Source organism: Streptomyces cupreus (assembly GCF_014257025.1).
GTDB classification, from domain to species: Bacteria; Actinomycetota; Actinomycetes; order Streptomycetales; family Streptomycetaceae; genus Streptomyces; species Streptomyces cupreus.
Genome location: NZ_JACMSF010000023.1, coordinates 87964 through 101562 on the forward strand (window position 1 = coordinate 87964; position 13599 = coordinate 101562).

Genomic DNA, 13599 nt, shown 5'->3' on the forward strand with positions numbered 1-13599 from the left:
CTCGCTCAGGGCCTGGCCAGCAGCGTGCGTACGCCCTCCGAGGTCAGTGTGAGCGGGTGCGGGGAGCCGGCGTCGATCGTCAGGGACAGATCGTCGGCGGGCCACTGCGCGGCGAGCGCACCCAACGGCACCAGCCGGTAGCGGCCGACGAACGGCAGCAGCTCGGCCATCGCGGGCTCCGAGGTGAACACGGGCACCACGGGCTCGCCGTCCGGCTGCTCCAGGACGGGCAGCGCGACGGCGCCCGGGTCGGTGGCGTCGTCCTCGCTCGCGTCGTCCGGCACGGGCACCAGCACCTCGCTCCCGGCGAGCGCGTCCAGCGCCGCGGTGTCCTCATGGTTCCCGGCCAGCGCGTCCAGCGCCTGCCTGGCCGGTGTGGCGGTATAGCGGTTCGCGGGTGTCTCCATCACAGATCCCCTGGTAGCGGCGGCGGTCGTGGGGGCCGCGTACCCGATCCGGAGTGGAGCATTCATGGGCGGGTACTCAGGTGGGCGGCCAGGCCAGGGGGTACCACCGGGATTTTTTGTGATGTACCGCAACCATTCCCGCAAGACGGATGTCTCCCCTGATATCAGAACCACGCACACGTCGGGGGACGCAATGCGAAGAATCAGAACAACCTGGGTGGCACTCGCGGTCATCGCGGGCCTGGGCGTGCCGGCGCTGCCCGCCGCCACCGCCTCGGCCGCCTCTACGCAGACCACGGTCTGCCCGACCGGTTGGGGCAGCCTGCCCAAGGTCCGGTCCACCTCGACGGCGACACCGATCGAGAACATACGCACCGGCCGTCACGCCTGCTACGACCGCATGGTCGTCGACCTGCCCGGCGCGGGCAAGGCCGGCCTCGGCTACTCGGTCCGGTATGTGAACCGGCTGTACCAGGACGGCTCGGGCCATCATGTACCCGTCGGCGGCGGTGCCGTCCTGGAGGTCAGGGTGGCCGCGCCCGCCTACGACCCCGAGACCGGTGCCCCCACCTATCCGGGACGGGTGAACAGGCCCCTGCCGGGGGTCGACCTCACCGGCTATCGCACCTTCCGTGACACCCGGTTCGCCGGCAGCTTCGAAGGGGAGACGCTCGTCGGTCTCGGGGTCCGCGCGCGCCTGCCGTTCCGGGTGCTGGTGCTGACCGACCGGATCGTCCTGGACGTCGCCCACAACTGGACCGGCGCCCGCTGAGCGGGACGGGCCCTCACGACGGGCCCTGACCGCCCTCCACGAGCCCGGCCAGCCTGGCCAGGGCCATACGCGTGCCCGTCTCGTTGTCCGCGGCGGGCACGGCGTCGGGAATCCCCTCGTGCACGATCAGTACGTCCGTACCGCCGCCGTCCGCGTCGGCGAGCGTGGTGGTGATGGTCATCGTGCCGCGCAGCGCGGGATCCGCCGTCTCGAACTCCAGCACCTCCACCACCCGCTCATCGGGCACCAGCTCGGTGAAACGCCCGTGGTAGGTGTCGGTGTGCGCACCCGACTTCCCGGTACCGGTCGGCAGGTCGTACGTCAGTGACACCCGGAAGTCACCCCCCACCCGCGCCTCGAAGGTGTGCACGTGCGAGGTCATCCCGTCCGGCACCCGCCACCAGGCCACCGCTTCGGCGTCCACAAGCGCCCGGTACACGGCCGCGCGCGGTGCTTTCACATGCCATGAGACCCGCGTCGAGTACATGGCGCGAACATAACGTGGCCCCGACATGAAAAAGGGCAAGGAGCGCTTCCTCCCTGCCGTGTTCAAGGTATAGCCCACCGGGGGGCTTGCGGCAAGGCCCAGTTGGCGACGCAGAATCAGCGCCCTCAGCCGGAGCCTGCAGAAATGGGTGAGTTGCTCAGTGCGTGTTCTGTTGTCGACGTACGGGTCGCGCGGGGATGTCGAACCGCTGGCCGGACTCGCGGTCCGGTTGCGGGAACTCGGCGCGGAGGCGGTGGTGTGCGCGCCGCCGGACGAGGACTTCGCGCGGCGGCTGGCGGGGATCGGGGTGCCGATGGTGCCGGTCGGTCCGTCGGCGCGGGAGCTGACGCGCATGGTGCCGCCACCGTCCATGTCCGAGCGCGCGGCCGAGATCATCGCCGCCCAGTTCAAGTCGGTCGCCGCGGCGGCCGAGGAGTGCGACGTGCTGGTGGCGACCGGCATGATGCCGGCCGCGGCGGGCGCGCGGTCGGTGGCCGAGAAGGTGGGCATCCCCTCCTTCTCCGTCACCTTCCAGCAGCTCACCCTGCCGTCGCCGCGCCGTCGGCCGCTGGCGTATCGGGGTCGGCCGTTCCCGCCGGAGGTGACCGACAACCGGGTGCTGTGGGATCTGGACGCCCAGCGCATCGACGAGTTGTTCGGCGAGGCGCTCAACACCAACCGGGTGGCCAACGGTCTGGCACCGGTGGACCACGTCCGCGACTACGTCATCGGCGACCGGCCGTGGCTCGCGACGGACCCGGTGCTGGACCCGTGGGACGGGGAGCCGGAGCTCGGTGTCGTCCAGACAGGTGCGTGGATCGTGCCCGATCCCGCCCCGCTCCCGGCCGAGTTGACGGCGTTCCTGGACGCCGGGGCACCGCCGGTCCACGTGGGTTTCGGCAGCATGCCGATGCACACCTCGACGGATGTCGCCCAGGTGGCCGTGGAGGCGGTTCGGGCCCAGGGCCGCCGCCTGGTGCTGGCCCGCGGCTGGGCCGACCTGGCCTCTGTCGACGACCATGACGACTGCTTCATCGTCGGCGAGGTCAACCAGCAGTCGCTGTTCGGCAGGGTGGCCGCCGTCGTGCACCACGGTGGCGCGGGTACGACGACTACGGCCACCCGGGCCGGCGCGCCTCAGGTGGTGGTCCCGCAGACGGCGGACCAGCCGTACTGGGCCGACCGGATCGCCGAGTTGGGCGTCGGCGTGGCGCACGACGGTCCGACTCCCACCTACGAGTCACTGGCGGCCGCGCTCACGGTGGCGCTGGCCCCCGAGACCGGCGCACGGGCGAAGGCCGTGGCCGGCACGATCCGCACCGACGGGACGACGGTGGCCGCGCGGCTGCTCCTCGACTCCGTCTGAGGCACCGGTCAGGCCAAGGCGTTCACCGACCGCCGCACCGGTGTCGTGTCGGGGGCGACCAGGAACGCCGGGCGGGTCAGCCGGGTCGGGTGTTGGTCACGGAGTTGTAAGTGAGCAGGCGATCCCGGAGGAGGAGATACGCGACCTGACCGGCAAGTTCCCGCCGCGGCGCCGCCTCGTCCGTCGCCACGAGGCCGAGGGTGTGGGAGCCCGAGAGCACGGTGAGCGGTCCGTTCGCCTCGTACGGGTCGTCGAGGTGCAGGGCGATGGTCACCGCGTCGGGCTCAGGCATGCCGTCCTCGTGGGCCCAGAAGGCGTAGTCCTGGGGTCCGTTCGGGGTTCTCGGTCGATTCCGACTGCATGGGTCCTCTCTGGGTCGGGGGCTCGTCAGCTTCGGCGCAGGGACGAGAGGTACGCGCGCAGGATCCGGGCCGTGGGCCCGGCGCTCCAGATCCGCGCCACCTCGGGGTCCTCCAATGGCGCGGCGGCGGCGATGCGTTGAAGGGCGGTCCGGTGGAGCTGGCGCTTGGACAGGGCGTACACCTCGGGCGGTGCTGAGCAGAGTTCTTCCGTACGGCGCAGTGCCGCGGCGAGCAGGCGGTCGGGCTCGACGATCTCGTGCACCAGGCCGATCGGGAGGGCCTCCTCGGGGGTGAGCCGACCGGCCCCAAGCACCATCGTGTCCAGTGCCGTACCGACGGCGTGGCGCATGACCTCCAGACACGCCGTGGGGAACGGCACGCCGACGGCGAGTTCGGTGAGCCCGATGGTTCCGCCGCACATCAGCCGCTGGTCGCAGGCGGCGGCCAGCACACAACCACCGGCCAAGGCATGGCCGTTGAGCGCGGCGACGACCGGTTTGGGATGGCCGTACAGGGCGAGCGTCGCGCGGTGCAGGGCCGGCAGGAACGTCTCGGTGTACGACGGGCCGCCGTCGACGATGCGTTTCAGGTCCACCCCGGCCGAGAAGGTGCGCCCGCTGCCGGTAAGCACGATGCCTCGGGCGTCGGCGGCCTCCGCCAGGGTTTCTGGGAGGGCGGTGAGCAGCTCCAGGTCGAGTGCATTCACCGGTCCATGACGCAGGGTCAGAACGGCGATGCCGTCGTGGTCGGCCGTGTCGATCACCTGTCGAGTCCTCGCCGGTTCAGTCGTCGTAGCCGTCGAGGTCGGACAGGAGGATCTTGGACACGGTGTAGGTGCCCTGTCCTGCCGCGACGAGTTTGCCGCTCTCGGAGTAGACGTCGCTGCGGGCGACGTAGAGCGTCCTGCCCGCGGTCACCACCTCGCCGACGGCGTAGACGCCCTCGTTCTGGACCGGCCGGATCAGATTGATGTGGTAGTCGACCGTCAGGACGCTGTACGTCTCCTCCATCGAGTTCGCGGCCATGAACCCGGCGGTGTCCCCGACCTCGAAGAGCATGGCCGCGTGGAGGAAGTCCGCGTTCTGCGTCAGATCCGGCTGGAAGGGAATGGCCACCCGCGCGACGCCGGCCTTCTCGATCTCGATGGTCTTGTTGAGGAACCGGGAGATCTTGCAGCGCATGCAGCAGCGGGTCAGCTTCTCGAAGTGCGAGGACGCGGAAGTCTCGGGCGCTGAACTCGTGGACGCGGAACTCAAGACGGTGCTCCTTGTGAGTGCGGTGGCGCGGCTAGGGGCGGGACACCACCAGGCTGGCATTGATCCCACCGAATCCGAACGCGTTGATCAGACAACGTCGGATCCCTGTCCCGCGTGGCTCGCGGGCGATGTCGACGTCGGCGAACGACAGCTCGGTCCGGTCCAGTTTCACGGTGGGCGGCACGGTCTGATGGCGCAGCGCCATCAGCGACACGGCGAGATTCATCGGACCGTTCGCGGCGAACGCGTATCCCGTGTGCCCCTTGATCGAGGTGACGACCGGCTTGCGGCGGGCGTCGGCGGTCGCGGCCTGTACGGCCTCCAGCTCGGCCGCGTCGCCCTGGACCATGCCGGAGGCCTGCGCGAACACACAGTCGATCGCGTCCGGCGTCAGCGCGGCGTCGGTGAGCGCGTCCGCCATGCACCGCGTGATGTGGCGGCTCGACAGGCCCGTGATGCCCTGGCCGCCGCTGTTCGAAGCGAAGCCGGTCAGCTCGCCGTGGATCACGGCGCCCCGGGCTTCGGCGTGGCCCCGCTCCTCCAGCACGAACACGGCTGCCGCCTCGCCCACGACCATGCCGTCCCGCTGCTCGTCGAACGGACGGGGTGTCAGTTCCGGGTCCTCGTGGCGGCTGAGGGCCCTCATCGCCTCGAATCCCGAGTAGGTGATCGGAGTCGTCACCGCCTCGGCCCCGCCCGCGACGGCCCAGGTGCGGGCGCCCGAGCGGATGGCGCGCATGGCCTGCCCCAGCGCCTGACAGCCGCTCGCGCAGGCCCCGGCGACCGTCACCTGCTCGCCCTCGATGCCGTGCCGCAGCGCGATCATGCTCGCCGCCATGTTGGGAATCAGCGAGGGGATCAGAAAGGGACTGGTCTTCCGCGTCCCCTCCTGTTCCTGTTTGAGGACGCCCGCCTCGATGCTGGGCAGCCCGCCCATGGCGACACCGAGGTAGACCCCGCCGGCACGCGGTTCCGCGATGCCGCTGTCCTTCAGCGCACGGTCGGCGGCGAACAGCGCGTAGCGCACGAACCCGCTCATCCGCCTGATCTCGAACCGGAGCGGGCCCGGCTCGAAGACCACCCGGGTGTCGTCGATCTCGGCGGCATGGCGGGAGCGGAACCGGTCCGGGTCGAAGCGGGTCACGGGGCCGATTCCGGAGCGTCCGGCGATCAGTCCCTTCCACAGTTCGTCGGCGTCCGCGCCGAGCGAGCAGACGACCCCCATCCCCGTGACCACTACGCTGCGCTGCACGTCGTCACCGAGTCGGTCACGCCTGCTGCCGGGAGGCGTCCAGGGTCTGCCTGATGTAGTCCTCCAGGTCCTGCATCGTCTCCAGGTTGTCCATGGCGGACTCCTCGAAGTCGACGCCGAAGCAGTCCTCCAGATAGAGCAGCAGCTCGATCATCTTGAGCGAGCTCATGCCCTCGACGGAGTTGTTGACGTGCGACTGCGGCGTCAGATGGGAGACATCCCTCTCGACGAACTCGCCGATGTGGGCGACGAGTTTGTCGAACAGCTCCAGGTCCTGCTTCTCGTCGTGCATCGTGTGGGCCTCCCCCATCGTCATACGTATCCGCTGGGCGCGGTGAGCTGTTCCTCGATCATCTTTCGGCACAGATGGCGCTGGATCTTGCCGCTGGTGGTGCGCGGCAGCTTCGACCGGGCGATCCAGTGAAAGCTGACACCCACGATCCCGAACGCCTCGGCGAGGGCGCGGGTCACCCGGTCGGTGACGGCCCCTCGGTCGCCCTCCTCGGCGAGCCGCTCGTCGAGCAGCAGGTGGAGCTGTTCGGTGGGCAGACTCGGGTCGGGGACGCCGACGGCCACGACGGCCGGGGTGCGCGGGGACTCGGTGACGGCTTCCACGAACCGCTCCAGCTGGTCCGGGACGTAGTTACGGCCGGCGATGATCACGATGTCCTTTCGGCGGCCGGTGACATAGACCTCGCCGTCGAGCCGGTAACCGAGGTCTCCGGTACGGAGATAGCCGTCCGGCGTCCTGAACGCGTCGTTAGTCTCCTGCTCCGGTCCCGGCAGATAGCCGTCGATCACACTGGGTCCGGCCACCTCGATCTCGCCGATCGCCCGCTCGGGCACTGGTTCGCCGTCCTCGTCGACGATCCGCAGGCGGTGCCCGGGCAGCTCCGGGCCGACGCACATCATGGCGACGCTGCGCGGGTCGTCGGCCGGGCGGGGCTCGGCATGGCCCTTCGCCGCGACCGCCTCGGCGTCCACCCGGTCCACCGCGTAGGGCCGGTCCACGTCGGAGATGGTCACCGCGAGCGTCGACTCCGCCAGCCCGTACACGGGCAGCAGTGTCGTCTCGGGCAGCCCGAACGGGCCGAACGTGTCCTGGAACTCGCGCATGGTGCTCTCGTGCACCGGTTCCGCACCGCACAGGGCGACCCGCCAGCTCGACAGGTCGAGATCGCTCTGCGGGCGGCGCCGCGCGACCCGCGCGCAGATGTGGAACGCGGAGCTGGGCGCGGGCGACAGGGTTCCGCCGTAGCGGCTGATCCACCGCAGCCATGACATGGGGTTGCGCAGGAAGTTGACGGGGTCCGCGAGGACCATCGGGATACGGGCCTGGAGGGCGTAGGAGATCCCGATGAGGCCCATGTCGTGGAACAAGGGGAGCCAGCTCACCAGTGAATCGTCCGGTCTGGCCCGGATCGCCTCGGCGATCGCGCGGACGTTGGCGACGATGTTGCCGTGCCGGACCATGGCGAGCTTGGGGACGCCGGTCGAGCCGGAGGTGGCCTGGAGGTGGGCCAGTGCTTCCAGCCTGGCCCGCGGGGCGTCGAGCCGGGGGGCCGCGCCGCGTAGGTCGTCCGGTGTGGTGACCGGGATCGGGAGGGCCGGTGCGAGGTCCGCGGGTGCGATGATCCGGCGGGCCCCCGCGTGGTCGGCGAGTCTGCGCAGGTTCTCCGTGTAGCGCTCGCTGCTGCCGCCCGTCGGCTCCGCGGTGACGATCGGGACGACCCCGGCGTGGAGGCAGCCGAGGTACACGGCCAGGAAGTCGCGGGAGGTGGGCAGGACGAGGATGATGCGGTCGCCCTCGTCCAGGCCTTCTGCGCTCAGTCCGGCCGCGGTCTCGCCGAGCAGGCGGGCCACGTCGGCGCAACTCAGGGCGAACTCCTCCTCGGTTCTCTCGATCACCCGGAAGGCGAGCCGGTCAGGGGTGCGCCGGGCGCTGTCGAGCAGGGTGTGGACGACGGTCTCTGTCATCGCGCGTATCGCTTCACGAACTCGACGTCGGTGCGCTTGGACGACTTCGCCAGCCAGTCGCGGAGCTCCCCGTGGCGTGAGTCGAAGTCGGCTTTCAAGCGATCCTCTTTCAGCGTCCCGGACGAGGTGTAGTACGGCTTCTCCAGGCCCTCCAGGAAGCGGATGTGCTGCTCCATGCCGGCCCGCCCGCGGTCGACACTGCGGGCGTAGGACTTCAAGCGCGCCCGCCGTTGCGGGCGTTGCTCGATCTCGAAGGCCCGTTTGAAGAAGATGTCGTAGCTGTCGAGGATGCCCCGCTGGAGTTCGCTCGGGCGCATCTGGCGGGGGAAGATCCCGACGAAGGAGTAGTGCTGGTAGGTCGGCACCTCCATGATGATCCGGTGGTCCTCGACGTCCTGCCGGGCCCCGTACAGCAGGTCCTGGAAGGGGTATTCGGCCAGGCATACGAAGACCGGGTGCATGATGCGGGCCTCGGCGCACCACTGGGCGGTGGCCTCGATCGCCTGACGGTCCTGGACGTCGAGGCCGAAGATGATGGCCGAGTGGATGGCGATGTCGTTCTCGGCGAAGCGCAGGAGTCGGCGGGTCTGTTCCGAGGGGTCGACGCGCTTGTTGAACGCCTTGAGGACGCCCGGGTCCTCCGACTCCACGCCCAGGCAGTACTCCTCGAACCCGGAGCGCTTGAGGTCGAGGACGAGGTCCATGTCGTCGGCGTGGTTGACCCGGCTCATGGCGATGAACTTGTAGTTCCGGTCCCGGAAGGTCTCGGCTATCTCCCGGCAGTAGTTCTTGCGGGTCGTGAAGTTGAGGTCCGTGACGTAGAAGCGGTTGCAGCCGGTCTGCTCGTAGATGGCGTCCAGTTCGCTGCGGACGTCCTCCGCGGTCTTGGTGCGGAACTTCCGGCCGAGCAGGCGGATCGCGTAGCAGAACGAGCAGTCGAAGGGGCAGCCGCGGGACATGGAGACCGTGGCCCAGTGCAGTTTGGGCGCTCGGGCCAGGAACCTGGGGTTGATGGCGTTGGCGATGTTGCCGTACCTGGCCACCTGGCTGAGGACCAACTGGCCCTCCGCGCCGATGTAGGCGAGGTTGTCGACCCCGGTGACCGGTTCGCCGGCCTCCAGTGACTTGATCAGCTGGACGGTCGGGATCTCTCCTTCGGCGATCACCGCGTAGTCGGCGTAGCGCAGGGCCTCGTAGGGCGCGAACGCGGCGTGCGGCCCGCCCATGATGACCACGCATTCGGAGCGCTTGTGCCGCTTGATCAGCTCCAGTGCGTCGATGTTGGACCAGAAGTGGGTGGCGAGCGCCGAGATGAGGATGTAGTCGTAGTCGGCGAGTGGGAAGTCCTCGGGCCTCTCCCCCCAGAACATCTGGCACATCTCGACGCGTGCGTCCGGGAACTCCTGCTGGACGAAGGACGCGACGTAGTAGATGCCGTCGTTGTAGGTCGTCGCCAGGGTGGAGGCGTCGGGATAGGCCTCGTGGAAGCCGAGTTGGACGCAGAGGATGTTCAGTTCCCTCATGACGGCGATCCCGAGGGGCTGACCTGCCGCTCGGCATGCCGGCGCGCGAGTTCCTCACGGACCTTCGTCTTCATCTCCTGCTTCAGCCGGGAGGCGATCCGGTCCGGGTCGTTGACCCGGCGCTGCGCCCAGGCGAGCAGCTCGCGTGCTTCCGTGCGGTTCATGTTCGGGTGCTTCCACACCAGGTTGTACAGATCGTGCTTGCTGAGGTCCGGCTCGTCGATCAGGTGCTCCATCTGACGGTAGAGCCGGGTGCCGTGGAAGGGGGTGAGCAGTGTCAACTGGCAGGCGAACAGCCCCTCTTGGCTGAGCTGCTCGATGTCGTACTGCATGTCCTCGATGGTGTCCTCGGCGAATCCCACCATGAAGGTGCCAAGGGCCCGACGGCCGTTGTCGATGAGCTCGCGCACGGTCTGCCGTACGTTGTAGACGTCGTCGCGCTTCTTCACGTCGGCGACGTTCTTGTCCCGGTAGGACTCGATGCCGACGATGGCGCCGTCCATGTAGCGGTCGGTGAGTTCGGGGATGCGTCCCCGGATGAGGTCGGCGCGGGTGAGACAGATCCAGGGCAGTTCGCGCTCGGCGAGGGCATCCACGACCTGTTCGGCCAGTTGGTTGGTGAGGAAGAAACTCTCGTCGTAGATGATGACGTGAGCGACCTTGGCATCCCGGTACGCGTCGAGCGCCGCGTACGTGTCCTCCATGAAGATGGCTTCTTCTTTGGGATTGAAGATCGGGGTGGAGCAAAAGGTGCAGCCGATGTTGCAGCCGCGCTTGGAGTACAGATATCCGACGGGGGAACTCATTCCGCGGAAGCCGCTCTCCCCCAGCATGGCGGGGTGCCGCACCCGCGGCAGCGGCTTGTCGTAGACGTACTGGTGGATCGGGGCCTCGCCGGCGCCCTTCACCAGCCGGGTGAAGTACCGTTCGATGCCGGGCGAGAGCACCCCGTAGTTCCCGGCCCAGATCTCCTGCACCCCGGCCTCCCGGGCACACTTGGCCATCTCGACCGCGACCGGCGTGGACCAGGTGTAGAAGCTGAGGCCGACCATGTCCCAGTCCTCGGCGTGCAGCGCGTCGAGGTATTCCTGCCAGGTCGGGTATTCAAGAATCTCGACGTCCGGCACATTGTGTTTGATGAAACGGAGCCCTGTCGGCGGACAGGTGACGGATAACCGGTCGTCCAGGTCGACCGCACAGGTCCAGGCCATATATGTATCGGTGCGGTCGTACCAGTTTCCGCCGACGCCGTCGGGCTCGACCAGCGCTTCTTTCGGAGCCGTCGCCAGGAGCACTTTCTTCATCGCGTCCCCTTCGCTTCGAAAATATCGCTGCGCGCAATAGCACCGTAAAGGCTTCGATTTCGGGAGTGCTCCGAGTTTTTGACCCTAAGTTCACGTCAACTGGGGCGTCAACCCGGAAGCGGCGCTCCTACCATGGGCGCCACCAAATTCGCGCCATCCGGCCACCGGCGTCGCCGCTCGCACCGGGCGAGGCCCGCAGCACGAATTCCGATCACGGCGGCGCGCCGGGAAGGAGCAGGTGGTCGGCGGAATCCAGGCGTCCGTGGACGCCCGGGACCGGAGATCGCCTGGTGAGTGCCGGGTCGGATTCAACGCCCGGTCCAATGGCCGGATCGGGCGCCTCAATTGCCTCGGTCAACTGGGGTGCGTGGCCTGTTATCTCGCGTACGAGATCGTCGGCGCAGGCGCGAACGCGTCGGCGGGTAAAGGCTCAGAGGCGGGCAGGCTCCAGGGGCCTGCCCGCCGCATACGACGCAGCCCAGGTTCAGGCCGCCGCCCGCCCCGCCTTCAGCGCCGCCGCGACCTCCACGGTACGGCGGGCCTGGTGGCGGGCCGCCTGCAACTGGACGTCGCCGGGCGCGCCGTCACCCGCCACGTGGGAGGTGCCGTAGGGGTTGCCCGACTGGAACTGGATCGGGTCGGTGTAGCCGGGGGGCACGATGATGCCGCCCCAGTGGTAGAAGGTGTTGCCCAGGGCGAGGAGGGTGGATTCCTGGCCGCCGTGGGCGGTGTTGGATGCGGTGAAGGCCGAGTACACCTTCCCCGCGAGCTTGCCCTGGAACCACAGGGGCCCGGTCGTCTCCATGAACGCCCTGAGCTGGCTGGCCGGGTTGCCGAAGCGGGTGGGGGTGCCGAAGAGGACCACGTCGGCCCACTCCAGGTCGTCGTGGCTGGCCTCGGCGACATCGGCGGTGTCCTGGAGGTGCTGGACCCACTCCTGCCTGAGGTTGATCACCTCCTGCGGAGTCGTCTCCGCGACCTTGCGCAGTCGCACCTGCGCCCCGGCCTTCTCCGCACCCTCGACCGCCGCCTGAGCCAGGGCGTGTACGTTGCCCGTGGAGCTGTAGTAGATGATCGAGACATTCACGGATTCCGACATCGGTTGCCTTCCTTGGTCACCTGGCTAGTGTTTTCCGTTCATCAGTTACGACGACGCAGCCCTGCGAAATGTGAGGCCGACCGCTCACCTCACAGTTCGACGCCGTGACTCGTCGGACTGAACGGGGGCAAAGCGACCGAGGGAGTCGGCGACACCATGACCAACGCATCCGGGTACGAGCACAGCCGGCCCGATGATCCGGGCCTGAGCGCGATCATGAGCGAGCGGCGCCAGCTGATCAATCTCACGTACCGGCTGCTCGGCTCGCTGACCGAGGCCGAGGACGTCGTACAGGAGACGTACACGCGCTGGTACGCCATGTCCGAGCGGGAGCGGGAGGCGATCGAGTCGCCCGGGGGCTGGCTGACCACCGTAGCCAGCCGCATCTGTCTCGATCTGCTCGGCTCGGCCCGGGCCAGGCGGGAGCGCTATGTGGGTGAGTGGGTGCCGGAGCCGCTGCCCGCGGACACCGACTGGATCAGCGGGCGGTGGGGCGGCGGCACGGCAGTCGACCCGGCCGACCGGGTCACCCTCGACGAGTCGATCAACATGGCCTTTCTCGTCGTACTGGAGTTGATGACCCCGGCCGAACGCGTCGCGTTCATCCTGCACGACGTCTTCCGCTACACCTTCGCCGAAGTGGCCGCGATCGTCGGCCGTACGGAGCCGGCGTGCCGGCAGTTGGCCTCCTCGGCCCGCCGTCGTATCCGCGCCTCGCAGTCCTCGGCGGCTCCGGCGGCCCGGCGCGCCGACACCGTGCGGGCCTTCAAGGCGGCATGGGAGGCCAAGGACATCGACGCCCTGATCGGGCTGCTCGCCCCCGACGCCACGGCGACCGGCGACGGCGGCGGTCTGGTGCAGGCCGTGCTGCGGCCGATCGAGGGCGCCGAGGAGATCGCGCGATTCTTCGCCGGGCGGATGGACGTGGTGCCGGATCTGATGCTCGTGGAGAGCACGGTCAACGGTCAGCCCGGTCTGGTCGCCCAGGTGGACGGCGTGCCGGTGTCGGTGCTGGCGTTCGATGTCGCGGGCGACCGGATCAAGCAGATCTGGTCGGTGCTCAATCCTGACAAGCTCCGGCTCTGGCGGGACAGTTGACGCTCACCGAGCCGGGCCGCCGCACTTCTGGGCCATCAGCAGATACTCGTGCGAGCGGTTCGTGCGCATCGGGTCGTCGTCGTCCTTGACCGGCCAGTCGTACAGGTGGACCCGCTCGTCCCCGAGGGTCAGATGGCGGCCGAGCACGCGTGCGGCATCCCAGGCCAGCGGGACGAACCGGTCCGCGATCCGCCGGTTCTGGACGGCGATGACGGCGTAGGCTCCCGGCCGCATCACCCCTGCGACGGCGGAGAAGGCCTCGTCGAGTGCCGTCAGGTAGGCGTCGTAGTCACGCAGTGCGTACATCTGGCCGGGGTCGGGGGCTTCGAGGTCGAGGTCGGTGCCGAAGTACGGAAGGTCGCAGAGGACCAGGTCCACGCTGTCGGGTTCGAGCGGGGGCTTGCGGGCGTCGCCCAAGAGCATGCGCTGTTCCGGGTAGCGGCCGACGCGTTGCCGTGCCTCCTCGACGCGGGCCGGGTTGATCTCGATGCCGACCCCGAGCCGTCCCTCGGCAGCGCAGGCCACCAGAGTGGTGCCCCATCCGGCGAAGGGATCGAAGACCAGGTCGCCGGGTTTGGTCAACTCGGCGATCAGCGGGCGCAGTTGGCTGACGAGACCGCTCTGCCCGGCGACCTCCTCCCGGGCGAACTCCGGGTCCTCTCCGCCGAGCACACGCCAACTCGATATCCCCATGGG

15 protein-coding genes are annotated in these 13599 nt (G+C 69.0%); 3 read left to right on the top strand and 12 right to left on the bottom strand.

What is annotated here, in order from left to right; translation table 11 throughout:
• Window positions 1-5 precede the first annotated feature (5 nt).
• Window positions 6-407, bottom strand: a complete 402-nt coding sequence (locus tag H4N64_RS21920) for an SseB family protein (RefSeq protein WP_186284109.1) — start codon at window positions 405-407, stop codon at window positions 6-8.
• A 193-nt stretch (window positions 408-600) separates the two neighbouring features.
• Between H4N64_RS21920 and H4N64_RS21925 the strand changes: the two genes are divergently transcribed.
• Window positions 601-1179, top strand: coding sequence for an AMIN-like domain-containing (lipo)protein (locus tag H4N64_RS21925; RefSeq protein WP_186284110.1), 579 nt, complete (start codon window positions 601-603; stop codon window positions 1177-1179).
• A gap of 13 nt (window positions 1180-1192) precedes the next feature.
• On the opposite strand, the gene H4N64_RS21930 is transcribed toward H4N64_RS21925, so the two are convergent.
• Complete coding sequence (locus tag H4N64_RS21930) at window positions 1193-1666, bottom strand: SRPBCC domain-containing protein (RefSeq protein ID WP_186284111.1); 474 nt, start codon at window positions 1664-1666, stop codon at window positions 1193-1195.
• 160 nt (window positions 1667-1826) lie between these two features.
• Between H4N64_RS21930 and H4N64_RS21935 the strand changes: the two genes are divergently transcribed.
• The gene (locus H4N64_RS21935; RefSeq protein ID WP_186284112.1) at window positions 1827-3032 is read left to right on the top strand and encodes a nucleotide disphospho-sugar-binding domain-containing protein; all 1206 of its coding nucleotides are present in this window, start codon (window positions 1827-1829) and stop codon (window positions 3030-3032) included.
• Between the two features lie 76 nt (window positions 3033-3108).
• Here the strand turns inward: H4N64_RS21935 and H4N64_RS21940 are convergent, their stop codons facing one another.
• From H4N64_RS21940 to wrbA, 9 genes are all read right to left on the bottom strand, one after another.
• Window positions 3109-3324: a phytanoyl-CoA dioxygenase family protein gene (locus H4N64_RS21940; RefSeq protein ID WP_186284113.1), complete on the bottom strand. Its 216-nt coding sequence runs from the start codon at window positions 3322-3324 to the stop codon at window positions 3109-3111.
• 95 nt (window positions 3325-3419) lie between these two features.
• A complete protein-coding gene (locus H4N64_RS21945) occupies window positions 3420-4157 on the bottom strand; it encodes an enoyl-CoA hydratase-related protein (RefSeq protein ID WP_186284114.1) in 738 nt (245 codons plus the stop codon).
• Between the two features lie 19 nt (window positions 4158-4176).
• Window positions 4177-4650, bottom strand: coding sequence for a PaaI family thioesterase (locus H4N64_RS21950; RefSeq protein WP_186284115.1), 474 nt, complete (start codon window positions 4648-4650; stop codon window positions 4177-4179).
• A 31-nt stretch (window positions 4651-4681) separates the two neighbouring features.
• Complete coding sequence (locus H4N64_RS46400) at window positions 4682-5902, bottom strand: beta-ketoacyl synthase N-terminal-like domain-containing protein (RefSeq protein WP_186284116.1); 1221 nt, start codon at window positions 5900-5902, stop codon at window positions 4682-4684.
• A 16-nt stretch (window positions 5903-5918) separates the two neighbouring features.
• Window positions 5919-6194 (bottom strand): acyl carrier protein, encoded by a 276-nt coding sequence (locus H4N64_RS21960; protein WP_186284117.1) that lies wholly within the window; start codon window positions 6192-6194, stop codon window positions 5919-5921.
• Window positions 6195-6214: 20 nt separating this feature from the next.
• Complete coding sequence (locus tag H4N64_RS21965) at window positions 6215-7879, bottom strand: AMP-binding protein (RefSeq protein ID WP_186284118.1); 1665 nt, start codon at window positions 7877-7879, stop codon at window positions 6215-6217.
• Window positions 7876-9402, bottom strand: a complete 1527-nt coding sequence (locus tag H4N64_RS21970) for a B12-binding domain-containing radical SAM protein (RefSeq protein WP_186284119.1) — start codon at window positions 9400-9402, stop codon at window positions 7876-7878. The genes H4N64_RS21965 and H4N64_RS21970 overlap by 4 nt, the downstream gene beginning before the upstream one ends.
• Window positions 9399-10706, bottom strand: coding sequence for a B12-binding domain-containing radical SAM protein (locus H4N64_RS21975; protein ID WP_186284120.1), 1308 nt, complete (start codon window positions 10704-10706; stop codon window positions 9399-9401). The genes H4N64_RS21970 and H4N64_RS21975 overlap by 4 nt, the downstream gene beginning before the upstream one ends.
• A 484-nt stretch (window positions 10707-11190) precedes the next feature.
• Complete coding sequence (wrbA, locus tag H4N64_RS21980; RefSeq protein WP_186284121.1) at window positions 11191-11805, bottom strand: NAD(P)H:quinone oxidoreductase; 615 nt, start codon at window positions 11803-11805, stop codon at window positions 11191-11193.
• A gap of 156 nt (window positions 11806-11961) precedes the next feature.
• On the opposite strand from wrbA, the gene sigJ reads away from it, so the two are divergent.
• A complete protein-coding gene (gene sigJ / locus H4N64_RS21985; protein ID WP_186284122.1) occupies window positions 11962-12903 on the top strand; it encodes an RNA polymerase sigma factor SigJ in 942 nt (313 codons plus the stop codon).
• 3 nt (window positions 12904-12906) lie between these two features.
• On the opposite strand, the gene H4N64_RS21990 is transcribed toward sigJ, so the two are convergent.
• Entirely contained in the window at window positions 12907-13596 is a 690-nt protein-coding gene (locus tag H4N64_RS21990) for a TRM11 family SAM-dependent methyltransferase (RefSeq protein WP_186284123.1), read from the bottom strand.
• Window positions 13597-13599 lie beyond the last annotated feature (3 nt).

Coding starts and splice junctions, on each gene's coding strand:
- wrbA (WP_186284121.1), bottom strand. CDS start 11,805: ATGTCGGAATCCGTGAATGTCTCGATCATCTACTACAGCTCCACGGGC.
- H4N64_RS21930 (WP_186284111.1), bottom strand. CDS start 1,666: ATGTACTCGACGCGGGTCTCATGGCATGTGAAAGCACCGCGCGCGGCC.
- H4N64_RS21990 (WP_186284123.1), bottom strand. CDS start 13,596: ATGGGGATATCGAGTTGGCGTGTGCTCGGCGGAGAGGACCCGGAGTTC.
- H4N64_RS21970 (WP_186284119.1), bottom strand. CDS start 9,402: ATGAGGGAACTGAACATCCTCTGCGTCCAACTCGGCTTCCACGAGGCC.
- H4N64_RS21925 (WP_186284110.1), top strand. CDS start 601: ATGCGAAGAATCAGAACAACCTGGGTGGCACTCGCGGTCATCGCGGGC.
- H4N64_RS21975 (WP_186284120.1), bottom strand. CDS start 10,706: ATGAAGAAAGTGCTCCTGGCGACGGCTCCGAAAGAAGCGCTGGTCGAG.
- H4N64_RS21940 (WP_186284113.1), bottom strand. CDS start 3,324: ATGCCTGAGCCCGACGCGGTGACCATCGCCCTGCACCTCGACGACCCG.
- H4N64_RS21965 (WP_186284118.1), bottom strand. CDS start 7,879: ATGACAGAGACCGTCGTCCACACCCTGCTCGACAGCGCCCGGCGCACC.
- H4N64_RS21960 (WP_186284117.1), bottom strand. CDS start 6,194: ATGCACGACGAGAAGCAGGACCTGGAGCTGTTCGACAAACTCGTCGCC.
- sigJ (WP_186284122.1), top strand. CDS start 11,962: ATGACCAACGCATCCGGGTACGAGCACAGCCGGCCCGATGATCCGGGC.
- H4N64_RS21920 (WP_186284109.1), bottom strand. CDS start 407: ATGGAGACACCCGCGAACCGCTATACCGCCACACCGGCCAGGCAGGCG.